Source organism: Roseococcus sp., from assembly GCF_965227005.1.
GTDB lineage: Bacteria > Pseudomonadota > Alphaproteobacteria > Acetobacterales > Acetobacteraceae > Roseococcus.
Genome location: NZ_CBDDFJ010000037.1, coordinates 23,232 through 45,127, shown reverse-complemented (window position 1 = coordinate 45,127; position 21,896 = coordinate 23,232). Strand labels below are relative to the sequence as shown.

Annotated in this window: 18 protein-coding genes; 8 read left to right on the top strand and 10 right to left on the bottom strand. The window is 71.9% G+C overall.

Annotation, left to right across the window (positions count from 1 at the left end):
- The first annotated feature begins 1 nt into the window (after nt 1).
- Nucleotides 2-1,003, top strand: coding sequence for a DUF2891 domain-containing protein (locus tag ACO057_RS19935; RefSeq protein WP_421995544.1), 1,002 nt, complete (start codon nt 2-4; stop codon nt 1,001-1,003).
- An 88-nt stretch (nt 1,004-1,091) separates the two neighbouring features.
- Here ACO057_RS19935 and ribA read toward each other — a convergent pair whose 3' ends face one another.
- Entirely contained in the window at nt 1,092-2,252 is a 1,161-nt protein-coding gene (gene ribA, locus ACO057_RS19930; protein ID WP_421994729.1) for a GTP cyclohydrolase II, read from the bottom strand.
- Nucleotides 2,253-2,428: 176 nt separating this feature from the next.
- Here ribA and ACO057_RS19925 point away from each other — a divergent pair, with 176 nt between their 5' ends.
- A complete protein-coding gene (locus tag ACO057_RS19925; RefSeq protein ID WP_421994727.1) occupies nt 2,429-3,109 on the top strand; it encodes a winged helix-turn-helix domain-containing protein in 681 nt (226 codons plus the stop codon).
- 94 nt (nt 3,110-3,203) lie between these two features.
- Here the strand turns inward: ACO057_RS19925 and ACO057_RS19920 are convergent, their stop codons facing one another.
- The 7 genes from ACO057_RS19920 to ACO057_RS19890 all read right to left on the bottom strand — a co-directional run bounded on the left by ACO057_RS19920 (nt 3,204) and on the right by ACO057_RS19890 (nt 10,381).
- Nucleotides 3,204-3,653: a helix-turn-helix domain-containing protein gene (locus ACO057_RS19920; RefSeq protein WP_421994725.1), complete on the bottom strand. Its 450-nt coding sequence runs from the start codon at nt 3,651-3,653 to the stop codon at nt 3,204-3,206.
- 241 nt (nt 3,654-3,894) lie between these two features.
- Nucleotides 3,895-5,418, bottom strand: coding sequence for an apolipoprotein N-acyltransferase (gene lnt, locus ACO057_RS19915; protein WP_421994723.1), 1,524 nt, complete (start codon nt 5,416-5,418; stop codon nt 3,895-3,897).
- 60 nt (nt 5,419-5,478) lie between these two features.
- The gene (locus ACO057_RS19910) at nt 5,479-6,366 is read right to left on the bottom strand and encodes a hemolysin family protein (RefSeq protein WP_421994721.1); all 888 of its coding nucleotides are present in this window, start codon (nt 6,364-6,366) and stop codon (nt 5,479-5,481) included.
- Complete coding sequence (ybeY, locus tag ACO057_RS19905) at nt 6,366-6,791, bottom strand: rRNA maturation RNase YbeY (protein WP_421994719.1); 426 nt, start codon at nt 6,789-6,791, stop codon at nt 6,366-6,368. Before ybeY ends, ACO057_RS19910 begins: the two co-directional genes overlap by 1 nt.
- Before the next feature lie 79 nt (nt 6,792-6,870).
- A complete protein-coding gene (locus tag ACO057_RS19900; RefSeq protein ID WP_421994717.1) occupies nt 6,871-7,950 on the bottom strand; it encodes a PhoH family protein in 1,080 nt (359 codons plus the stop codon).
- Nucleotides 7,947-9,341, bottom strand: coding sequence for a tRNA (N6-isopentenyl adenosine(37)-C2)-methylthiotransferase MiaB (gene miaB, locus ACO057_RS19895; RefSeq protein WP_421994715.1), 1,395 nt, complete (start codon nt 9,339-9,341; stop codon nt 7,947-7,949). Before miaB ends, ACO057_RS19900 begins: the two co-directional genes overlap by 4 nt.
- A gap of 167 nt (nt 9,342-9,508) precedes the next feature.
- Entirely contained in the window at nt 9,509-10,381 is an 873-nt protein-coding gene (locus ACO057_RS19890) for a lysophospholipid acyltransferase family protein (protein ID WP_421994713.1), read from the bottom strand.
- A gap of 148 nt (nt 10,382-10,529) precedes the next feature.
- On the opposite strand from ACO057_RS19890, the gene ACO057_RS19885 reads away from it, so the two are divergent.
- The gene (locus tag ACO057_RS19885; protein ID WP_421994711.1) at nt 10,530-11,459 is read left to right on the top strand and encodes an NAD(P)-binding domain-containing protein; all 930 of its coding nucleotides are present in this window, start codon (nt 10,530-10,532) and stop codon (nt 11,457-11,459) included.
- A gap of 124 nt (nt 11,460-11,583) precedes the next feature.
- On the opposite strand, the gene ACO057_RS19880 is transcribed toward ACO057_RS19885, so the two are convergent.
- Nucleotides 11,584-12,234, bottom strand: a complete 651-nt coding sequence (locus tag ACO057_RS19880) for a DUF938 domain-containing protein (RefSeq protein WP_421994709.1) — start codon at nt 12,232-12,234, stop codon at nt 11,584-11,586.
- A complete protein-coding gene (locus tag ACO057_RS19875; RefSeq protein WP_421994707.1) occupies nt 12,231-13,244 on the bottom strand; it encodes an NAD(P)/FAD-dependent oxidoreductase in 1,014 nt (337 codons plus the stop codon). The genes ACO057_RS19880 and ACO057_RS19875 overlap by 4 nt, the downstream gene beginning before the upstream one ends.
- Nucleotides 13,245-13,333: 89 nt before the next feature.
- Between ACO057_RS19875 and tsaE the strand changes: the two genes are divergently transcribed.
- From tsaE to addA, 5 genes are read left to right on the top strand one after another with little or no spacing between them, the layout of a single operon-like run.
- A complete protein-coding gene (tsaE, locus tag ACO057_RS19870; protein WP_421994705.1) occupies nt 13,334-13,771 on the top strand; it encodes a tRNA (adenosine(37)-N6)-threonylcarbamoyltransferase complex ATPase subunit type 1 TsaE in 438 nt (145 codons plus the stop codon).
- Nucleotides 13,768-14,712 carry an aminoglycoside phosphotransferase family protein gene (locus ACO057_RS19865; protein WP_421994703.1) on the top strand — a complete coding sequence of 315 codons (945 nt, stop codon included), beginning with the start codon at nt 13,768-13,770 and terminating at the stop codon, nt 14,710-14,712. Before tsaE ends, ACO057_RS19865 begins: the two co-directional genes overlap by 4 nt.
- The gene (locus tag ACO057_RS19860; protein WP_421994701.1) at nt 14,709-15,434 is read left to right on the top strand and encodes a nucleotidyltransferase family protein; all 726 of its coding nucleotides are present in this window, start codon (nt 14,709-14,711) and stop codon (nt 15,432-15,434) included. Before ACO057_RS19865 ends, ACO057_RS19860 begins: the two co-directional genes overlap by 4 nt.
- Nucleotides 15,431-18,436, top strand: a complete 3,006-nt coding sequence (gene addB, locus ACO057_RS19855; RefSeq protein ID WP_421994699.1) for a double-strand break repair protein AddB — start codon at nt 15,431-15,433, stop codon at nt 18,434-18,436. Before ACO057_RS19860 ends, addB begins: the two co-directional genes overlap by 4 nt.
- Entirely contained in the window at nt 18,433-21,879 is a 3,447-nt protein-coding gene (addA, locus tag ACO057_RS19850) for a double-strand break repair helicase AddA (protein ID WP_421994697.1), read from the top strand. Before addB ends, addA begins: the two co-directional genes overlap by 4 nt.
- The last annotated feature ends 17 nt before the right edge of the window (nt 21,880-21,896 follow it).

Genomic DNA, 21,896 nt, shown 5'->3' with positions numbered 1-21,896 from the left:
GATGCTGACCCTGGAGCTCGCGGAGCGCTTCGCCGTCATCGCCCTGGGCCATGTGCGTCGCGAATATCCCAACAAGCCCGACCACGTTCTCAATGGGCCGGCCGATGCCCGCACGCCGTCGGATCTGCACCCCATCTTCCACGGCAGCTACGACTGGCATTCCTGCGTGCACAGTCACTGGATGCTGGCGCGGCTGCTGCGGCGCTTTCCTGAGCTGCCCTCGGCCCCGGCGATCCGCGCCCTGTTCGACGTGCAATTCGTGCCGGCCAAGGTCGCGGCCGAATACGCCTATCTGGCGATGCCTTCGGCGCGCGGCTTCAAGCGGCCCTATGGCTGGGCCTGGCTGCTGAAGCTCGCCGAGGAGCTGACCTGGCAGGACGACCCGAAATGGGCACGCGAACTCGCGCCCCTGGCCGCGATCTTCGCCCAGCGCTATCGCGATTTCCTTCCGCTCGCGACCTATCCGGTGCGGGTCGGCACGCATTTCAACACCGCCTTCGGCCTGCGGATGGCCGCCGACTACGCCGCCGCCGCCCAGGACGGGGCGCTGTCCGGCCTGCTGCTGGAGACGGCGCGGCGCTGGTACGGCGAGGACGCCGCCTGCCCCGCCTGGGGCGAGCCGAGCGGCGACGACTTCCTGTCCTCGGCGCTGATCGAGGCCGAATGCATGCGCCGCCTCCTGCCGGCGGAGGAGTTCGGCCCCTGGTTCGACCGCTTCCTGCCGGACCTCGCCTCGGGCCTGCCGGCGACGCTGTTCCGTCCGGCAACTGTCACCGATCGCTCCGACGGCAAGCTCGCGCATCTGGACGGGCTTAATCTCAGTCGAGCCTGGTGCTGGCGCTCGCTGGGGCTGGCGCTGCCGGCGGGCCATGCTCGCCGCGCTCCGGCCCTGGAAGCGGCCGCGCGGCACCTCGCGGCCGGCCTGCCGCATATCGCCGGGGACTATATGGGCGAGCACTGGCTGGCCAGCTTCGCGACCCTGGCGCTCGACGACGAGGCCTGACGCAGCGCGGGCGCCCGACGAAAGCGCTGAACTGTTGTTTTTCGAGAATTTTTACTCGATCAGGCGAAACAGCCTGATCGGGTCTTCTCTAGAACATGTGTCCGAAGCGCTCCGCCTTGGTCGCCAGGTAGCGGTCGTTCACGCCATTGCCGGCGAAGATATGCTGCTCGCGGCTGACGACCTCGACGCCGCAGGCCGAGAGCGCCGAGATCTTGTCGGGGTTGTTGGTCAGCAGCCGCACGCGCGGCACATCCAGCAGCCGCAGCATGGTGGCGGCCACGAGGAAGTTCCGTTCGTCGGCGCCATAGCCGAGTGCCCGGTTGGCATCGAGCGTGTCCAGTCCCTGATCCTGCAGCGCATAGGCGCGCAGCTTGTTCACGAGGCCGATGCCGCGCCCCTCCTGAGCGAGATAGATCAGCACGCCCGCCCCCACCTCGGCCATGCGCCGCAGCGCCCCGCGCAGCTGGGGGCCGCAATCGCAGCGGAGCGAGCCCAGCAGGTCCCCGGTGAAGCATTCGGAATGCAGCCGGACCAGCGGCGCCTGCCCGGAGGCCAGGACGGCGGCCGGGTCGCCGACGATCATCGCCAGGTGCTCGATGCCGCCATCGGCCGCGCGGAAGGCTGTGATGCGGGTCTCCGGCGCGTCCTCGAGCGGCACGCGGGCCTCGCCCACGACGCGCAGGGTGGTCGCGGCCGTCTCGGGATAGGCGAGGATCTGGGCGGCGGTGACGCTGAGGAGGCCGGGCACGTCCCGATCAGGGACCGGCGCGGCGACGAGGGCCGGAAGCAGGCGGCCAAGCTTGCACAGCGCCATCGCGGCGGCCGCCAGCGGCGGTTGCGGCGCCAGCTCCGGGGTCTGGCCATCGAGGAGCAGCAACTCGGCCGTCGGATCGGCGAGGCCCCGCAGGCGCTCGGGCGCGATCAGGGCGGCGGGCAGCCGCAGCGCCACGACGCCCTCCTCGGGCGCGCTGAGCGGAACGGGGCGGAGGAGCACGGCGGCCGCGCGAACCGGCGAGAGCAGCAGCACGGGCGGGACGCCGGCCAGGGCGGCGATTTCGGCGAGGCCGGGGGTGCTGACCGTCTCGGCGGCAGCCACGGCCAGGGCCTGGCCGAACGCGTCGCGGAGAATCACGGGCGTGCCGCGCCGGAGCTCCGACACGGCGCGATGGACAGCGCGCAACGCCAGTATCTCTGCCGCGGGGGGCTTGAGGGCCTGGCTGACCGCGGCCTGATTGGCATTACTTGTCATGCAGCATTGATCCTGGAGCGCTTCCACATACGAATCAAATGTGGCCATTGGATGCAGTCGCGCAGGGGGAGGGGCTAAAGTTTCTCAACCGGCGAGCCATGTGCGAGTTGCGCCGAACCTTTCCCCGGCCTCCGGGCGGGTGCTATGCCTCAAGCGCCGGTAACCGATGGGCCTGTATGCCTGGTCGAAAACTCCTGATCGTCACGACGGATGCCGCGCTCGCCGCGCTGTTGCCGCTCCAGCTTGCCCAGGGCACGAATTTTTCCGCAGAGACCGCCTCTCCCGAAGCCGGGCAGCTCAAGCTGGCCGGGGCGGCGGGCCGCATCGACGCGACGCTGCTGGATGCCGCCGCCCTGCCCGGCCCCTCCCATTGGGGGCCGCTGCTGCGCGAGGCCGGCGGTGGGCGGCCCGTGCTGCTGCTGGGCCAGGCGCCGGAGGAACTCACCCCGCAGGTCCTGCCGGCCGGCATCAGCGCGCGCGTGCCGCGGCCGGTGCGCCTGCCGGACCTCGTGGCCCGGCTGCACGCGCTGCTCGCGACCTTCGAGGCCTCGCCGGACGCGGCGATCCCGCTCGGCGGCTACGCCTTCCATCCGGCGGCCAAGCTGATGCTGGGCCCGGACGGCAAGCGCATCCGCCTGACGGAGAAGGAGGCGGCGATCCTGCTCTATCTGCACCGCGCGGGCGGGCGGGCGGTCGCGCGGGCGGAACTGCTGGGCGAGGTCTGGGGCTATTCCAGCGCCGTCACGACCCACACGCTGGAGACGCATATCTACCGGCTGCGGCGCAAGATCGAGCCCGAGCCCCAGGCGGCGAAGCTGCTGCTGACGGATGAGGGCGGGTATCGGTTGGGCGGGTAGCGCCACCGGCCGCTTCAGCTCCCGGCCCGGCGCATCGGTCGCCCGGCGTTTGAGGGCGCAAAAAGCCTCCCTTCTGAATCAATCGCTCCGCGATTTAATCAGAAGGCGTCATCGCCTTGATCAGGTCGAAGACCCGCTTGCGCACCGCCGGATCGGAGATGCGGTAATAGGCGCGCACCAGTTCGAGCGTCTCGCGCCGGTGGAGCGTGTCATCCTCGAAGCCGTCCTGCGCGTCGGCGAAACCGGAGACGCGGCGGGCGAAGCCCTGGCTGCCGCCGACCGTGCCGGGCATGTCGTCGAAGAAGAAGCTGATCGGCACGTCGAGAACGCGCGACAGGTCGAAGAGCCGCGAGGCGCCGATGCGGTTCACCCCGCGCTCGTATTTCTGCACCTGCTGGAAGGTCAGACCCAGCGCCTCGCCGAGGCGTTCCTGGCTCATGCCGAGGAGAGTGCGGCGAAGACGAACCCGCGAGCCGACGTGAACGTCGATCGGGCTCGGGCGATGTTCCTTCTCGGCACGCTCGGTGTTTTCGCCAGTCGGCATCGCTTCTCTCATACTGACACTCATCCCACCCGCTTCTTTCGGCTTAGGCCGTTCTCACCAGATCCCTAAGCTGACGGCCTGCATCGGGTTGCATTCCTATGCATTGATCGCCTGAGATACGGCGGAAGACTGCGCCGCAGGATAGCTCCGCGTGTACCGCAGCCCATACCGACCAAGCCGAGTAGCGTCAATATTTTTCCTAATTCTCAATAAATGAATGACCTCTATCCGAGGCCCGCTCTCAAGCAGAAGGCCGCCGCCGGCGCAGGACTTCCGAAAGGAGAAGCGCGATCATGCCGAGGAATAAGGGAATCCAAATCCCGCCCCGGGCAAAAAGGGTCGGCGCAAGGGGTGGAGGAAGCGCCGTCTCGATCGTGCCGGTCGCGCCCAGACCCATCCTCGCGACCTCCCGCCCCGAGGCGTCGAAGACCGCGGAAATGCCCGTCTGCGCCGCGCGTACCATCGGCAGCCCCTCCTCGACCGCCCGCATCCGGGCCGAGGCGAGATGCTGGAAGGGGCCGGTGGAGACCCCGAACCATGCGTCGTTGGTGATGTTGAGCAGCCAGGCGGGCCGCTCCGCGCCCACCACCCGGCCGGAGAAGATCACCTCGTAGCAGATGAGCGGCCCGGGCGCCGGCAGTCCATGCGGCAAGACGAGCGCGGCGGGCCCCGGCCCCGCCGAGAAATCGATGCCGCCGGTCACCATGCGGATCGGCAGCAGCCCCCCGAAGGGCATGTATTCCCCGAAGGGCACCAGATGCGCCTTGTCGAAGAGGCCCACCACCTCGCCCTCGGGATCGAGCGCCACGAGGCTGTTGTGCAGGCTCGACAGCTGTCCCTCCGCGTTCCAATCGGCCCGCACCGTGCCCGCGAGCAGCATCCCGCCCGGCGGCAGGGCCTCGGCGGCGAGGCGCCGCGCATCGGGATCCTGGGCGAGCAGGAAGGGGCTCGCCGTCTCGGGCCAGACCACCAGCACGGGCTGGCCGGGATGGGCGGCGGCCGAGGCGCGGGCGGCCCCGGCGGAAAGCGTCAGGTAGCGGTCGAAGATGGGCCGGCGCTGCGAGGGATCCCACTTCAGGTCCTGCGCCACATTGCCCTGCACCAGCACCACGCGCACCGGCGTCTCGGCGGCCGGGTTCGCCTGGAGCCGCCAGGCCCCGAAGCCCATCCAGAGCGCGAGCACCGCGAGCCCGCCCAGCCCGGCGGCGCGGCTTCGCAGGACCGGCAGGCCGGCGAGGCCGATGGTCAGCAGGGAGAGGCCATGCACCCCGATGACGCTGGCCAGTTGCATCGGCTCCGGCCGGAAGGCCCAGACGGTGCCGGCGAGATTCCAGGGAAAGCCGGTGAAGAGCCAGCCGCGAAGGAACTCCGCCAGGACCCAGGCGCCGGCGAAGCCGATCACGCGCGGCCAGCCCGGCCCTGCCCGCCAGGCGAGGAGCGCGGGGATCACGGTGTAGATCGCCATGGGCAAAGCGAGGCCGGGCGCGGCCAGCGGCACCAACCAGAAGAATTTCGCGACATCGGTCAGGATCGCGTGGGTGACCCAGTAGAGCCCGGCGAGCTGGTAGCCGAAGCCGAACCAGAACCCCAGCCAGGCCGCCTGCCGCCAGCCCGTCGCCCGGCCGAGCAGCGTGAGGAAGGCCGGGATGGTGAAGAGCAGGACCGGCAGGGCGTAGACCGGCGGCAGCGCCAGCACGGAGGCCAGCCCCAGCAGGAAGACGGTCAGCCGGGGCCGGGCGGAAAGGCGGGCGAGGAGCGATGCCATTCTTCCGCTATAGCCTGGATCGGTGGCGCCCGGCACGCCACCCGGGCGCCTCGATGCGTCCTATTCCGCCGCCTGCGCGCCGTCCGAGGCCGCCGGCCGCCGCACGCGCAGCCGTCGGATGCGCCGCGCATCCGCATCCAGCACGCGGAATTCCAGCCCCGAGCTATGGGTGAAGATCTCGCCGCGCGCCGGCACGCGGCCGGCCAGGGTCAGCACCAGCCCGCCCACCGTGTCGATATGCGAGCCGCCCCGCTCCTCGTCAGTGAGGATGGGGCCCATCTTCTCCTCGAAGGCCTCGATCTCGGTGCGCGCATCCACCTCCAGCACGCCCTCGGCGCGCTCGATGATCTGCGGGGCCATGATCTCGTCGTGCTCGTCGGCGATGTCGCCCACGATGGTCTCGACGAGGTCCTCGATGGTCACGAGCCCGTCGATGCCGCCATATTCGTCCACGACCAGCGCCATGTGGATGCGCGCCTCGCGCATGCGCAGCAGCAGGTCGAGCACGGTCACGCTCGGCACCACCAGCAGCGGCTTGCGCAGGATCGAGCGCAGGTTGAAGGGCGCCTGTCGGCCGACCGCGGCGAAGATGTCCTTGATGTGGACCATGCCCAGCACGTCGTCGAGCTGGCCCTGGAAGACGGGATACCGGCTATGGCCCTCGCGCTGCACGGAGGCCAGCGCCTGCTCCAGCGTGAGGTCATAGGGCAGCGCGACGATATCGGCGCGCGGCACCATCACGTCATAAGCGGTCGCGCCCCGCAGCTTCAGCACGTTGCCGAGCAGGGCGCGCTCATGCGGGCCGAGGGTGCGGGCGTCGGTCTCGAGCTCGTCCGGCGCGTCGATCAGCTCCTCGACGCGATCGCGCAGGCTCTCCTCGCGCTTGCCGAAGAGGCCGCGCAGGCGGCGGATCACGTCGTGATTCCTGGGATGGTGGTCCGAGGGCATCAGACCACCACGCCCCCGTCGATCCAGCGCGTGCGCCAGGGATTGGGCAGGCCCAGGCGGTGCATGATCCGGGCCTCGGCCCGCTCCATCACCACCGCGTCGCCGGCCACGAGATGGTCGTGGCCCAGCAGGTGCAGCACCCCGTGCACGATCAGATGCGCGTAATGCGCCGAGAGGCGACGCCCCTCGGACTCCGCCTCGCGCCGCACCACGCCGAGCGACAGCGCCAGGTCGCCCAGCGTCAGGCTGCCATAGGGCGCGGGGAAGGACAGGACGTTGGTCGCCTTCTCCTTGCCGCGAAATCCGCCGTTGAGCCGGCGGATCTCGGCATCGTCGGTGAGGAGGAGGGTGAGATGGCCGGTGGCGCCCTGGTCGGCCAGGGCAGCCTCGACGGCACGGCGCGCGAGCGCCTCGGCACGGGGCACAGCACCCCTCCAACCGGGCGCCGCGAAGACGATCTCGACATCCGAAAGCCCGGCAGCGGCAAAACCACTGTCGGGCAGACTACTTCCCGGCGACATCCAACTCCTTCCCAGCGGCGCGCCCCGTCCCCGGTTGGGGTCTGGAAGGGCGGCCGCTCTCTGCACGTCCATACGCCGTCACGATCCGGCCCACGAGCGGATGTCTTACCACATCGCGCTCGTCAAAATGGGTGAAACCAATTCCCGGCACATCACGCAAGATGGAAATCGCTTCTACCAGCCCCGACTTCTGGCCGGGGGGCAGATCCACCTGGCTCGGATCGCCCGTGATGGCCATCCGCGTCCCCTCGCCCATGCGGGTCAGGAACATCTTCATCTGGGCGGCGGTGGTGTTCTGCGCCTCGTCCAGGATGGCGAAGCAATGAGCCAAGGTGCGGCCGCGCATGAAGGCCAGCGGCGCGATCTCGATCTCGCCGGCGGCCAGACGCCGGGCCACCTGCTCGGCCGGCAGCATGTCGTGCAGGGCGTCGTAGAGGGGGCGGAGATAGGGGTCGACCTTCTCCTTCATGTCGCCGGGCAGGAAGCCCAGCCGCTCGCCCGCCTCGACGGCCGGACGGGAGAGCACGATGCGGTCCACGCGTCCCGCCTGGAGCAGCGCCACGCCCTGCGCCACGGCCAGATAGGTCTTGCCCGTGCCGGCCGGGCCGACGCCGAAGACCATCTCGTCGCGCGCCAGCATGTCCATATAGGCGGACTGCGCCGGGGTCCGGGGCCCGATGGCCCCGCGCTTGGTGCGGATCTGCGGGATGTCCTGAAGCGGCAAGCGGGGGTCCTGCTCCATCTCGCCCTCGGCCATGCGGATGGCGGCCTCGACCTCCGAGGCGGTCAGGGACTGGCCGCGCTCCAGCCCGCGCCAGAGCCCGCGCAGCACCTGCTCCGCCATTTCCGTCCGCTCGCTCGTGCCGGTGATGGTGAGACGATTGCCGCGGCTCGCCAATCGGACCCCGCATCGCTGCTCGATCCGCGCCAGATGCCGGTCATGCTCGCCATAGAGCAGGGGCAGAAGGGCATTGTCCTCGAATTGCAGCGTGACGCTGCGTTGCTCGGACGGGGGCGGGCCCGGAGGCCCGGAGCGGCTGCGGAGGGCGAGGGCGTTGCTCAAGCGGCGTTCTTCTCCTGTTGCAAGGCGTGAAGCAGCTCCCCGTGCAGGGAGTAGGGTTGGCCGGCGAGAATTCGCACCGGCACGATCTGGCCGAGGAGGGAGGCGTCCCCCGCGACGTGAACAGGCTGCAGCCAGGGGGTGCGGCCCGAGAACTGCCCCGGCTGGCGCCCGGCCCCGGTGAAGAGAACGGGCACGGTCTGGCCGGTCTTGGACGCGTTGAAGGCGGCCTGCTGCTCGATCAGCAGGGCCTGAACCTCCTGCAGGCGGCGGTCCTTGGTGGCCTCATCCACACGATATGGGGCCCCTGCGGCCGGCGTGCCAGGACGCGGCGAATACTTGAAGGAGAAGAATTGCGCGAAGCCGACGCGGCGGATCAGCGCCATCGTCGCCGCGTGGTCCTCGTCCTTCTCGCCGGGATGGCCGGAGATGATGTCGGTGGAGAAGGCGATGTCCGGCCGGGCCTCGCGCAGCCGGTCGACGAGGCGGATGTATTCCTCCGCCGTATGGCCGCGATTCATCGCCTCCAGCATGCGGTCGGAGCCGGACTGCACGGGCAGGTGCAGGAAGGGCATGACGGCGGGAATGTCGCGATGGGCGGCGATCTGCGCCTCGTCGATGTCGCGCGGATGGGAGGTGGTGTAGCGCAGCCGATCCAGACCGGGGATCTCGGCCAGCGCGTAGAGCAGCCGCGCCAGTCCCCATTCCCGGCCATCGGGCCCCTCGCCGTGATAGGCGTTCACGTTCTGGCCGAGCAGCGATATCTCGCGCGTGCCCTGCGCCACCATGCGCCGCGCCTCGGCGAGCACGGCCTGGGCCGGGCGGCTGTATTCGGAGCCGCGCGTATAGGGGACGACGCAGAACGAGCAGAACTTGTCGCAGCCCTCCTGGATGGTCAGGAAGGCGGTGACGCCCTGCGGCGCGGAGGCCTCCGGCAGGTGGTCGAACTTTTCCTCGACGGGGAAGTCGGTTTCGACCACGGCGCGCGCCGCGCGGCCGGCGCGGGCGACCATCTCGGGCAGCCGGTGATAGCTCTGCGGCCCCAGCACGATGTCCACCCAGGGCGCGCGGATGACGATCTCCTTGCCCTCGGCCTGGGCGACGCAGCCGGCCACGGCCAGCACCATCTCGCCGCCGGCGGCCTGCTTCTTCTCCTTCATGCCCCGCAGGCGGCCGAGCTCGGAGAAGAGCTTGTCCGTCGCCTTCTCGCGAATGTGGCAGGTGTTGAGGATAATCATGTCCGCGCCCTCGGGCGCGTCCACCGGCTCATAGCCGAGCGGCGCCAGGACATCCGCCATCCGGCCGGTGTCATAGACGTTCATCTGGCAACCCCAGCTGCGCAGGAAGAGGCGCTTCTTGGCGCCGAGGGCTGCCGGGGGGGTCGAATGCGTCATGAAAATCCCTCGCAGGCCGTCGCGGGGACGGTCCAGGGGGAGGGAATGCGGACACTGAGCCGCGTGGTCAAGAAGAGCGGCCCCGTTCCAGCGTAACGGGAGGGCGTCTCATGGAAGGAACGGTCCCAGAGGGCGGCCGCGTCGGTCAAGCGATAAGCGAGGAAAGGTCAGGCGACATCGCGGTTCTGGCGCAACGCCGCCGCCGTCTGCGTCACCGAGCGCCCGACCCGTGCGGCCAGCGCCTTGCGGTCCGGCACGACCTCCGGAGGAAAGCCCTCGTCGAGCACGACGCTGACCCGCGTGCCGGTCCGGCGCAGCAGCTGCCAGGCGTGGCTGCCCGTCTCCATGTCGCCGTACCAGGCGAAGAGCGGGCGGTCGCGCCGGCCGACGGGCAGGCCGCCCAGGCGGTCATAGACGACCGTGACCGGCTTGATCCAGGCCGCGGCGCTCGCCACCGAGAAGAAGGAGGAGCGGAAGGGCAGCACGCGGGTGCCGTCGCTGGTGGTGCCTTCGGGGAAGAGGATCAGGCTCTCGCCCTGCTCCATCCGCAGGCGCAGATCCTGCGCCTCGGTGCCGGTGCGCCCGCGGCTCCGGCTGACGAAGACCGTGCGGCCGAGCTTCGCCACCCAGCCGATCAGCGGCCATTCCGCCACCTCGGACTTGGAGACGAAGCGCGCGTCCAGGGTCGCACCCAGGACCAGGATGTCGAGCCAGGAGGTGTGGTTGGAGACGTAGAGCGTCCGCGCCAGGGCCGAGGGCGCCCCGAGCACGCGCAGCTTCATGCCGATGAGCCGGCACAGCGTGCGGAAATAGAACCGCGCGAAATGGTTCTTGGCCGGGCCGGAGAACTGGATCAGCACGGCCTGGACCGGGATGCAGAACAAGGTGAAGAGCACCACGCAGGCGAGGCGCCGCGCCGCGCGGAAGCGGCCGCCCAGGGGCCGGTCCCCCAGCACGTCGTTCCAGAGATGGCCGGGCATGCGGGGCGTGAAGCGGAGCGGCCTGCCGCGCTTGGCGGCGACGGGACCGGTCGCAATCATGGGGGATGCTGCGGCGTCTGTGCTCATGCCGCTTCGCTATATGCGGTTCCGCAACAGGGCAATGACGACATGGCGAATCCTGTGTGACAGAGATGGACCGGACCGATTCCGCTAGGCAGTCTGGCATGGATCAGGGGGTTTCGTGGGCATGAAGGTCGCCATTCTGGGCGCGGGGGCGGCCGGCAGCGCGATGGCGGCGATCGCATCGAGCCGTGGGCATGAGGTCACGCTGTGGTCCCCGCGCGGCGGGGGCACGCGCCATCTCGTCGAGGGCATCAAGACGCGCGGACTGCTCAAGGGCAGCTGGAAGCTCCGGATCGCGGCGGATATCGGCCGCGCGCTCGACGGCGCGGAGGTCGTGATCGTGGCCCTGCCCGGCGACGTGCTGCCGCAATTCCTGCCTCGCATGGCCGCGACGCTGATGGGCCACCCCGAGGTCCTTCTCGCGCCGCCCGGCGCGCTGGCGCCCCTGGTCCTGCACGGGCTGCTGGCCTCGCGCGGGGTTTCGCTGCGGGTCGGCGCCCTGCCGGTGCCGCCCGTCGCCGCGCGGCGCGACGGCGACGGCGCCATCCACATCACCGCGGTCCGCCCTCGGATCTGGGCGGGCGCCCTGCCCGTCCCGGCCATGCCGCGGATCGCGGAGACGCTCGGCGCGCTCTTCGGCCTGCCCGTCGAGCCGCTGGCGGATGCGCTGGCGGCAGGCCTGGCGGAGCCCACGCCGCTGATCGGCGCGGCGCGGCTCCTGGCCCCGGCGAGCGTGGCGCAATCCATGGGCCGCCTGCTGCTGGGCCTGGCCGCCGAGCGCGACGCCCTGGCCCAGGCCTGCGGGCGCGGCCAGATCCCCAGCATCGCCGCGATGGTGACCGAGCAGGGCGGACTGCCCGAGGCATTGCCGCCCTTGACGGAGATCGGCGCGGGCCTTGCCTTCCTGGACGCGCTCGGCCGCGCGACCCGCCAGCCGACGCCCCTGGCCACCGCCGCCCTGCAGATGCTGGAGGGCTCGACCGGTCAGAGCTTCTCGCCCCATCCGGTGATGCGCGAACTAGATGCCGAAAGCCTGGCGCGCCTGCTGGGCTGAGAGCCCGTTTGGGAATTCCGGCGGCGGAGGAATCGCGAGGGATTTTCCGTGGCTGGAAGGCGCCGGACGCGGAAACGTCCCGCGAGACCGACCCGCAGGAATTCTCAAACGGGCTCCGGAGCCTTCAGAGCCGGCGGAAGACGACCGTCAGGTTGTTGGCCGGCATTTCCACCACCCGGTCGAGCGCGAAACCCTCGGCCGCGCGGGCCACCTCCTCCAGCGCGCGGATGCCCCATTCGGGGTCGCGCGCGCGCAGGCTCGCATCGAAGTCGAGATTGCCCTGGGCCGTCGGGACGCCGGCGCGCAGGAAGGGGCCGTAGAGGACCAGCGGCGCGCCCGGCGGCAGCAACTCCCGCGCGCCGCGCAGCAGGCCGAGGCCGGCTGCCCAGGGCGCGATGTGGATCATGTTCGCGCAGAAGATCGCGTCCACGGCCGCGATCGGCCAGGGCCGGCTCGCGGCGTTCACCGCCAGCGCCAGGCGGATATTCGGCAGGCCGGACGCCTGCGTCCAGGCGTCGATGCTGGCGCGCGCGCCCTCCTCCGGGTCGCTCGGCTGCCAGGTCAGGCCGGGCAGCGCGCCGGCGAAATGGACCGCGTGCTCGCCGGAGCCGGACGCGATCTCCAGGACGAGGCCTTCGGGCAGGACCCCGCGCAGCACGTCCAGCAGCGGGTCGCGGTTGCGCGCCACCGCCGGGGCGAAGCGGCGCGCGTCCTTTTCCAGCGGCCGATTCAGACCTTCAGGCCCCGCCTTCCGGTCACCGGACGCAGCCGTCACACCGGCACGCCCTTGCTGGTCGAGTATTCGAAGTGCAGCGCCTCGCCGGGGAAGACGCGCGGGTGGATGGCATGCGCCGCCATCGCGGCCTCGGAGAAGCCCTGGAGGATGAGCTTCAGCTTGCCCGGATAGGTCGCCATGTCGCCGATCGCGTGGATGCCGGGGATATTGGTCGCGCAGGTCGATTGCTCGACCTTGATGTGGCTGTGATCCAGCCCGAGACCCCAATCCGCGATGGGGCCGAGCTCCATGGAGAGGCCGAAAAAGGCCAGGAGGTGATCGGCCTCGACGCGCTTTTCCTCGCCCTTCAGCGTGGCCAGCACCACGGCATCGAGCTTCGATCCGTCGCCCTCCAGCCCATGGAGCTGATAGGGGATCGCCATCTCGATCTCGCCGCGCGCGGCGGCGGCCTCCAGCTGGGCGGCCGTCTCGGGCGAGGCGCGGAACTTCGGGCGGCGATGCACGACGACGACCTTGGCCGCTACGTCCTTCAGGCTCAGCGCCCAGTCCACCGCGGAATCGCCGCCGCCGGCGATGACCACGCGCTTGCCGCGGAATTCCTCGCGCTTCGTGACCATGTAGCGCACGCCGCCGCTGGCCTCGTAGCCCGGCAGGCCCTCCAGCGGCGGGCGGTTCGGGCCGAAGGCGCCGGCGCCGGCGGCGATGATGACCGCCTTGGCCGTCACGATGCGGCCGGTGCTCGTCGTCAAGGTGAAGCCGGTGGCGGTGGGCGTCAGGCTCTCCACGCGCTGGTTCAGCAGGTAGTGGGGCGAGAAGGGCGCGGCCTGGTCGGCCAGGCGCGCGATCAGCTCCGCGCCGGCGATCGAGGGATGGGCCGGGATGTCGTAGATCGGCTTCTCGGGATAGAGCGCGGCGCACTGGCCGCCGATCTCCTCCAGCGTGTCGATCACCACGCTGCGCATCTTCAGCATGCCGCATTCGAAGACGGCGAAGAGGCCGCAGGGGCCCGCGCCGATGATGGCCACGTCGGTGTCGATGATCTCGCTCATGGCCTTGGGCATGCCTCGCTTTGGCCGGACCGTCCAGCCTTTGCCGCATGGTTTGCTGGTTGCCGTGGCGAACGGCAAGATGGGGGGACATGGAACTGATTCTCCCCGACCTCGCCGCCACCGAGGCCCTCGCCGCACGCCTGGCCGGGCTGGCGCGGCCAGGCGATGCGCTGCTGCTCGAAGGCCCTCTTGGCGCGGGGAAATCCGCCCTGGCCCGCGCCTTTCTCCGCGCGGCGGCCGGCGATCCCCTGCTGGAGGTGCCGAGCCCGACCTTCACGCTCGTCCAGACCTACGATCTGCCTGGCGGAAAATCCGCGCATCACTTTGATCTCTATCGACTTTCCGGCCCCAGCGGGCTCGTGGAGCTGGGCTGGGACGAGGCGCGCGAGGGCATCGTGCTGGTGGAATGGCCGGATCGCCTGGGCTCCTTCACGCCTTCGGACGCGCTGCGCGTCACCCTGACGCCCGGCGAGGACGAGGATTCCCGCTCGGCCCGCCTCGAAGGCTGGGAGGGCCGCCTGGCATGAGCGCGCCCTTCCTCGAGGCCAACGGCTTCGGCGCGACCCATCGGAAGCTCATGCAGGCCGATGCCTCCAAGCGTTACACCCGCCTGACCGGCGGACCGCGCGGCGCGCTCCTGATGGAGACGCCCGATGCGGAATACCTGGCCGCCTTCCTGCGCGTCGCGCGGCATCTGGACGCCGTCGGCGTGCCCGCCCCGGCCGTGCTCGCCGTGGAGGCCGCCGAAAACCTCGCTTTGGTCGAGGATCTCGGCGCCGCCAGCATGGCCGAGGTCCTGGATGCGGGCGCGGAGGCCCTGCCGCTCTACCTCGCCGCCGCCCGGACGATGGCGCAGCTGCACGCTGCCCCGCCGCCCCAGGGCCTGCCCGCCTGGGATGCCGCGGCCATGTCGCGCACCGCCGCCGCGACCTTCCTGGACTGGTGGTGGCCCGCCGTCCTCGGCGCGCCGCCCTCCGATGCGGTCCGCGCCGGGCTCGATGCCGCGATCCGGGAGATGCTGGCGCCCTTCGCCGCCTCGGGCATCGTCCATCGCGACTTCTTCCCGGCCAACCTCATCCCCACATCGCGCGGCATGGCGCTGATCGACTTCCAGGACGCGGCGGTGGGCAATTCCATCTACGACCTCGTCTCGCTGGTCGAGGATGCCCGGCGCGATGTGGCGCCCGCCCTGCGCGAGGCGGTGATCCGCGAATACCTCGCCCACCGCCCCGATGTGGACGCCGCTCAGCTGCGGGCCGCCATGGCCGTGCATGGCGCGCAGCGGCATCTGCGGGTGGCCTCGCTCTGGGTCCGGCTCGACCGACGCGACGGCAAGCCGCATTACCTCGCCCATGGGCCACGCTGCTGGGCGCTGCTCGATCGCGCGCTGGAGCACGAGGCCACGGCCCCGCTGAAGCGCTTCCTCGACGCCCATGTCCCGCACGCGCTCCGAAGGAATCCCGCATGAAGCGCGCCATGGTTCTCGCCGCCGGTCTCGGGCAGCGCATGCGCCCGCTGACGGCCGAGACCGCCAAGCCCCTGTTGCCGCTGCTCGGCCGTTCCCTGCTCGACCATGCGCTGGACCGGCTGGCTCTGGCCGGGGTGGAGGAGGCGGTGGTGAACGCGCATTGGTGCGCGCCGCGCGTCGCCGAGGCCTTGGGCGCGCGCGGAGGTGCGTCGCCGCGCCTTCGCCTCCAGCTGGAGCCCGAATTGCTGGAGACCGGCGGCGGCGTCCGCCTCGCGCTGCCGCGCCTGGGCGAGGCGCCCTTCGCCGTGGTGAATGGCGATGCCTATTGGCTCGACGGACCCACCCCCGCGCTGACGCTCCTCGACCAGTATTTCGACCCGGCGCGCATGGACGCGCTGCTGCTGCTCATCCGCACCTCGCGGGTGGAAGGCGCGGTCGGGCGCGGCGACTTCTTCCTGGACGGCGCGGGGCGGCTGCGCCGGCCGGAGGGCGCCGAGATCGCGCCCTTCATCTATGGCGGCGTGCAGGTGATGGCGCCGGCCCTGGTCGCGCCCGAGCCGGAGGGCCGGTTCAGCCTCAACCGCTGCTTCGACCGCGCCATCGCGGCCGGCCGCCTCTTCGGCCTGGTGCATGACGGCGAGTGGTTCCACCTCTCCACCCCGGCCGACCTCACCCGGACCGAAAGACGGCTGAGGAACGGGCGCTTCGGTCAGCGGCTTTGAAGCTCTTTTCCATCGCGCCGGGCCTGCCGTTCCTTCCCACCCTGGCGCGGGGCGCGCTGGCGCGGCTGGGCACCGGCGAGCGCCTGGCGGCGGCGACGATCCTCCTGCCCACCCGCCGCGCCGCCCGCGCCTTGCAAACGGCCTTCCTGCGCGAGGTCGATGTGCCGGCGCTGCTGCTGCCGCGCATGCGCGCTCTGGCCGGCCTCTCGGTCGAGGATGCGGATGAGCTGGCCTTGCCGGCCCTGCTGCGCCTGCCGCCGGCCGTGGACCCGCTGCGCCGCCAGGCGGTGCTGGCGAGCTTCGCGGCGAAGCGCCCGCCCTCGCGCGGCGGCCCGCCGACGGCGGAACACGCCTGGGCGCTCGGCGCCGAGCTCGGCAAGCTGCTGGACGAGATCGCGCTCGAGGAAGCCGAGGAGATTCCGGACGATCCGGAACTGCTCGAACACCGCTGGCTGGAGCGGCTGGACACGCTGGTGCCCGAGGCGCTGGCCGTGCACTGGCAGATCACCACCATCTTCCTGCGCGCGGTCGTCGAGGAATGGCAGGGCTGGCTGCACGGCAACGCGCTGCTCGACATCGGCGTGCGCCGCGTCCTGGCCCTGCGCGCCCAGCGCGACGCCTGGGAGCGCGAGCCGCCCGAAGGCGTGGTGATCGCCGCCGGCATCGGCATGGGCGGCACGGTGCCCGCCGCGGCCGACCTGCTGAAGACCATCGCGACCCGCCTGCCGGAAGGCGCCGTCGTGCTGCCCGGCGAGGATGCCGCCACTGCCTCCATCCCCTTCGAGGAACTCTTCGAGGCCCCCACCCATCCCTTCGCCGGCCAGCGCCGCATGCTGCACCGCATGGGCGCGACCATGGCCGATGCCGAGCCCTGGTCGGGTGAGGATGCGGGCGAGCGCGCGGCCCTGCTCGGCACCGCGCTGCTGCCGGCCGGGCATCTGGTGCCCTGGCAACATCGCGACCCGGCCCGCTGGAAAATCGCGCTGACCGGTCTCTCGCGCATCGAGGCGAGCGACAGCCAGCACGAGGCCGCCGCCATCGCGCTCGCCCTGCGCGGCGCGCTGGAAATGCCCGGTGCGCGGGCCGCGCTGATCACGCCCGATCGCGACCTCGCGCGGCGCGTCGCGGCGGAGCTGCCGCGCCACGGGATCCTCGCCGATGATTCCGCCGGCCAGCCGCTCTCCGACACGCCGCCGGGCGTCTTTCTTCGGCTGATCGCGCATCTGGCGGCGGGGGAATGCGGGCCGGTCGCGTTGCTCTCGGTGCTCAAGCATCCGCTCTGCGCCGCCGGCATGGACCGCGCGGAATGGCTCTCCGCGGCGCAGCTGCTGGAGCGCAAGGTTTTGCGCGGCCCCGCCCCGGCGGCGGGTCTGGCGGGGCTGCGCCTGGCCATCGCCGGGCTGCGCGATGACGAGATCGCCCCGCGCATCTCCCCGCTGCTCGACGCGCTGGAGACGGCGCTCGGCCCCTTCCAGTCGCTGCCCCGCGCCCTCCTCCGCCCGCCGGCCGACCTGCTGAACGAGCACCTGGAAGCCGCAGAGGCCCTAGCCAGCACGCCCGAGCTCCCCGGCGGGCTGCGCCTCTACGCCCAGGCCGAGGGCGAGGCCCTGGCGCGCCACCTCGCCGCGCTGGGCCCCGCCATGGCCGAGCTGCCGCCGATCTCGCCCGCCGAATGGCCCTCGCTCTTCGAGGCGGCGCTCGCGCAAGGCACCACGCGGGCCGCGCGCATCTCGCGCGGGCGTCGCGACGCCGCCCATCCGCAGGTGGAGATCCTGGGCCTGTTGGAAGCGCGACTGCTCGACTTCGACTGCGTGATCCTGGGCGCGCTGGACGAGACCATCTGGCCCCAGGCGAGCGACCCCGGCCCCTGGATGAGCCGCCCCATGCGGCGCGAATTCGGCCTGCCCTCGCCGGAGCTGCGCATCGGGCGCGTGGCCGCCGACTTCTTCCTCGCCGCCTCCTCCGCGCGCCAGGCGGTGCTGTCGCGCGCGGCGCGGCGCGGGGGCACACCCAGCGTGCCGGCGCGCTGGCTGACGCGGCTCGACACCTTCCTCGCCGGACAGGAGCGCGGGCTCGGCCTGGCCGGAAATCCCTGCGCGGATTGGGCGCCGCTGCTCGACCAGCCGGCGAAGGTCGTGCCCTGGTCGCGCCCCGCGCCCCGCCCGCCCGCCGAGGCGCGGCCGCATCGCCTCACGGTCAGCGACGTCGCGACCCTCATCGCCGATCCCTATGCCTTCTATGCGCGGCGCATCCTGAAGCTTTCCCCGCTCGACCCGCTGGAGCAGGAGCCCGGCGCGGCCGATTACGGCAACCTGATCCACACCACGATCCATCACTTCCTGACCGAGCTGCCGCCCGTCTGGCCCGGAGAGGCCGCCGCCACGGCGATTTGGGACGACGCGGCCGAAGGCGCGCTTGCCGGCGCCGCGCTGCGCCCGGCCATCGCCGCGCTCTGGCGGCCGCGCCTGGCGCGCATCGGCGTCTATCTGCGCTGCATGGAGGCGAAGCAGCGCCCCGGCCTCCTCGCCACCTGGGTGGAGCGCGTGGCCAAGCTGGACCTCGAGCGCCCGGGCGGGACCGTGACACTGGAGGCGCGCGCCGATCGCGTGGACCGCCGCTCGGACAACACCCTGCGCATCCTCGACTACAAGACCGGCACCGTGCCCTCGGCCAAGCAGGTCCGCGCCGGCACCGCCCCGCAATTGCCGCTAGAGGCCCTGATGGCCGAGCAAGGCGCCTTCAAGGGCGTGCCGGCGGGCACCGTCGCCTCGCTGGAATATTGGCGCGTGACCGGCGCGGCCGAGCCCGGAGAGGTCATCGTGCCGAAGCTGGAAATTCCCGACGCCATCGCCCAGGCGCAGCGCGCCCTGCACCGCCTCGCCGACGACTTCCTGCTGGGCGACGCGCCCTTCCTCGCGCATCCGCATCCGGGCCGTCAGGCGTCGCCCGACTACCAGCATCTGGCGCGAACGGCCGAATGGTCGCTGGAGGGCGAGGAATGAGCATCGCCCTCACTGCTCGCGAGATCGCGGGGCACAGCCAGTCCCAGGCCTCCGACCCGCTGGTTTCGGCCTTCGTCACGGCCTCGGCCGGCTCGGGCAAGACCAAGCTGCTCACCGACCGGCTGCTGCGCCTGATGCTGGGCGGGGCGCGGCCGGAGCGGCTGCTCTGCCTCACCTTCACCAAGGCCGCCGCCGCCGAGATGGCGACGCGGCTGAACCAGCGCCTCGGCCAATGGGCCGTGGCCGAGCCCGCAGCGCTCGCCGCTGATCTGCGCGCGCTGTTGGGCCATCCGGCGAGCGAGGCCGAGACGGCCCAGGCCCGCGCCGCCTTCGCCAAGGTGCTAGAGCTGCCGGGCGGCATGCGCATCGCCACGCTGCACGCCTTCGCCCAGTCGCTGCTGCGGAGCTTCCCGCTGGAGGCCGGCCTGCCGCCGGGCTTTTCCGTGCTGGAGGAGATGGACGCCACCGTGCAGCTCGCCACGGCACGCGAGGCGGAGCTGCTGATCAGCCCTGCCTTGGAACACCTCGCCGCGCTGAGCAGCGCGAGCGGCCTCGGCGGGCTGATGGCCGAGCTGCGGCGTGCGGAGCCCATGCTGCAATCGGGACTCACGGCGCTGGGCGGCCTGCCCATGCTGCTGGCCGAGATCGCGCAGCGCCTCGACATCGATCCCGATGCCGACGACGCCTCAATGCTCCGCGCCGCCGCCACCCCCGTCGACGAGCACGACCTGTCGCGCGCCGCCGCCATGCTCGCGCTCGGCAGCGAGAAGACCGACGCCCCGCGCGGCGCCGCGATGAAGGCCTGGCTGGCGCTGGACCGTGCCGGCCGGGAGGCGCTGCTGGAGGACTGGATCAGCATCTTCGTCACCGGCGACGGCACGCTGCGCAAGAGCTTCGCGACCAAGTCCACCGGCGCGAATCAGGGCCACATCCAGACCCTCTGCGAGGCGGAGGGCGAGCGGCTCCTCGCCTTCCTGGCCCAGCGCCAGGCCGTTGCCCTGCTGCGCGCCACCGAGGCCGCGCTGGTGCTGGGCCTGCCCGTGCTGAAGCGCTTCGAGGCGGCCAAGCAGCATATCGGCCGGCTGGACTATGACGACCTGATCGCCGCGGCCCGGCGGCTGCTGGAGAATCCCGGCGCGGCCTGGGTGCTCTACAAGCTCGATGGCGGGCTCGACCACGTGCTGCTGGACGAGGCGCAGGACAGCAATCCCGAGCAATGGGGCATCGCCCGCGCGCTGACGGGCGAGTTCTTCGCCGGCGAAGGAACGCGCGGCGACGGCCCGCCGCGCACCATCTTCGCCGTGGGCGATGTGAAGCAGTCCATCTACGGCTTCCAGGGCGCCGATGCGGGCGGCCTGCCGCGCGCCGAGCGCGAGTTCCGCGCGACCATCGACGCGACGAAGTTCCGCTCGGTTCCGCTCGAGGTCTCCTTCCGCTCGGCCCCGCCCGTGCTCTCGCTGGTGGATGCGGTCTTCGCCGAAGGTCCGGCGCGGGAGGGCGTGATCGAAGAGGGGCAGGTGCTGCGCCATTTGCCCGATCGCGAGGGCGCGGCCGGGCTGGTCGAGCTCTGGCCGCTCCAGGCCCAGGGCGCGCGCGCCGAACCGCCGGACTGGGCCGTGCCCGATGCCGCCACGGGCGAGACCGGCGCGGACGCCCGCCTTGCCGCCGCTTTGGCCGCGCGCATCGACCACATGATCCGCCACGAGCGCCTGCCCGCGCGGCACGAGGGCGACCCCGGCCAGGGCCGCCGCATCCGCGCGGGCGACATCCTGATCCTGGTGCGCCGGCGCAACGCCTTCCTCGGCCATCTCGTCCGGGCGCTGAAGGAGCGCGACGTGCCCGTCGGCGGCGTGGACCGCATGCTGCTCGTCGGCCAGCTCGCCGTGCAGGACGTGCTGGCGGTGCTGGACGCGATCCTGCTGCCGCAGGACGAGCTGCAGCTCGCCGCCGCGCTGAAATCGCCCATCCTCGGCCTCGACGACGATCAGCTCTTCGCCCTCGCCAATGACCGCCCCGGCTCGCTCTTCGCCCGACTGATGGCCGAGCGCGGCTCGGACACGCCCATCGGCCAGGCCGCCGATCTGCTGGCCTCCCTGACCGCCCGCGCCGACCATCTGCCGCCGCACGCGCTCATCGCCGAGATCCTGGGCGAGCGCGGCGGCCGCGCGCGACTGCTCGCCCGCCTCGGCCCCGACGCCGCCGATCCGCTGGACGAGCTGCTGACCGCCGCCATGGCGCATGAGCGGCTGCATCCCGCCTCGCTCCAGGGCTTCCTGCACTGGATGCGCCGCGCCAGCGCCGAGGTGAAGCGCGAGCCCGACACCAGCGCCGACCTGGTGCGCGTCATGACCGTGCACGGGGCCAAGGGCCTCCAGGCGCCCATCGTCATCCTGCCCGACACCACCAGCGGTCCGCCGCAAACGGCCGGGCTGCGCTGGACCGAGGAGGACCTGCCGCTCTGGGCGCCGCGCAAGGGCGGCTTCGCGGCCCCGGCCTATGTGGAGGCCGACGCGGCGCGGGCCGAGCGCGAGGCGCGCGAATCCAACCGCCTGCTCTACGTGGCGTTGACCCGCGCGGAGGACCGGCTGCTCGTCTGCGGCTGGCACGGCGCGCGGCTGCCCGTGGCCGGCTGCTGGTACGAGAAGGTCGCGGCGGGCTTTCATCGCCTCAAGGGCATGGCCGCGCAGCGCTTCGAGCCGGAACTCTGGGGCGCGGATCCCGCCGGCTTCGGGGAGGGCCCGCTGCTGCGGCTGGAGACGGCGCAGACCGATCCCCGCCGCAACGAGGCGCGACCCGAGGCCAGCCTGGCGGCGACCCTGCCGGCCTGGGCGCGCATCCCCGCTTTGCCGGTCGAGGCGCCGGAGATCGCCACCCCCTCGCATATGGAAGACACGGAGGTCGATCTGCCGGCCGCCGCCCCGCACGCCCCGGGCGATCCGCTGGGCCGGCGCTTCCGGCGCGGCAATCTGATCCACGCGCTGCTGCAATCCCTGCCCGACCTGCCGCCGGAGCGGCGCGCGGCGGCCGGGCGCGCCTATCTGGCCCGGCCCGGCCAGGGCCTCGACGCCGCCCAGGTGGAGGATATCCTCGCCGAGGCGCTGGGCGTGATGGTCAATGCGCAGATCGCCCCCGTCTTCGGCCCCGGCAGTCTCGCCGAAACGCCGCTCGCGGGGCGGATCGGCGGGCGGCTGATTCTCGGCCAGGTGGACCGGCTGCTGGTCCTGCCGGACAAAATCCTGGTGCTGGACTTCAAGACCAACCGCCCGCCGCCGCTCGACCCCGAGGCCGCCCCGCCCGCCTATCTGCGGCAGATGGCGGCCTATCGGGCCGTGCTGCGGGCGGCCTTCCCCGGGCGTCCGGTGGAGTGCACCCTGGTCTGGACCTATGGTGCCCGCACCATGCCCCTGCCCGCCGGCCTGCTGGATCGATTTGCGCCAGCTTGACCAAGCGGCAGGGCGAC

Bases quoted from the DNA above. Each gene is read 5' to 3' on its own strand.
- miaB (WP_421994715.1), bottom strand. From the start codon at position 9,341: ATGACGCATTCGACCCCCCCGGCAGCCCTCGGCGCCAAGAAGCGCCTC.
- ACO057_RS19910 (WP_421994721.1), bottom strand. From the start codon at position 6,366: ATGCCCTCGGACCACCATCCCAGGAATCACGACGTGATCCGCCGCCTG.
- ACO057_RS19875 (WP_421994707.1), bottom strand. From the start codon at position 13,244: ATGAGCGAGATCATCGACACCGACGTGGCCATCATCGGCGCGGGCCCC.
- ribA (WP_421994729.1), bottom strand. From the start codon at position 2,252: ATGACAAGTAATGCCAATCAGGCCGCGGTCAGCCAGGCCCTCAAGCCC.
- ACO057_RS19865 (WP_421994703.1), top strand. From the start codon at position 13,768: ATGAGCGCGCCCTTCCTCGAGGCCAACGGCTTCGGCGCGACCCATCGG.
- ACO057_RS19890 (WP_421994713.1), bottom strand. From the start codon at position 10,381: ATGATTGCGACCGGTCCCGTCGCCGCCAAGCGCGGCAGGCCGCTCCGC.
- lnt (WP_421994723.1), bottom strand. From the start codon at position 5,418: ATGGCATCGCTCCTCGCCCGCCTTTCCGCCCGGCCCCGGCTGACCGTC.
- ACO057_RS19935 (WP_421995544.1), top strand. From the start codon at position 2: ATGCTGACCCTGGAGCTCGCGGAGCGCTTCGCCGTCATCGCCCTGGGC.
- ACO057_RS19885 (WP_421994711.1), top strand. From the start codon at position 10,530: ATGAAGGTCGCCATTCTGGGCGCGGGGGCGGCCGGCAGCGCGATGGCG.
- ACO057_RS19925 (WP_421994727.1), top strand. From the start codon at position 2,429: ATGCCTGGTCGAAAACTCCTGATCGTCACGACGGATGCCGCGCTCGCC.
- ACO057_RS19860 (WP_421994701.1), top strand. From the start codon at position 14,709: ATGAAGCGCGCCATGGTTCTCGCCGCCGGTCTCGGGCAGCGCATGCGC.
- addA (WP_421994697.1), top strand. From the start codon at position 18,433: ATGAGCATCGCCCTCACTGCTCGCGAGATCGCGGGGCACAGCCAGTCC.
- ACO057_RS19920 (WP_421994725.1), bottom strand. From the start codon at position 3,653: ATGCCGACTGGCGAAAACACCGAGCGTGCCGAGAAGGAACATCGCCCG.
- tsaE (WP_421994705.1), top strand. From the start codon at position 13,334: ATGGAACTGATTCTCCCCGACCTCGCCGCCACCGAGGCCCTCGCCGCA.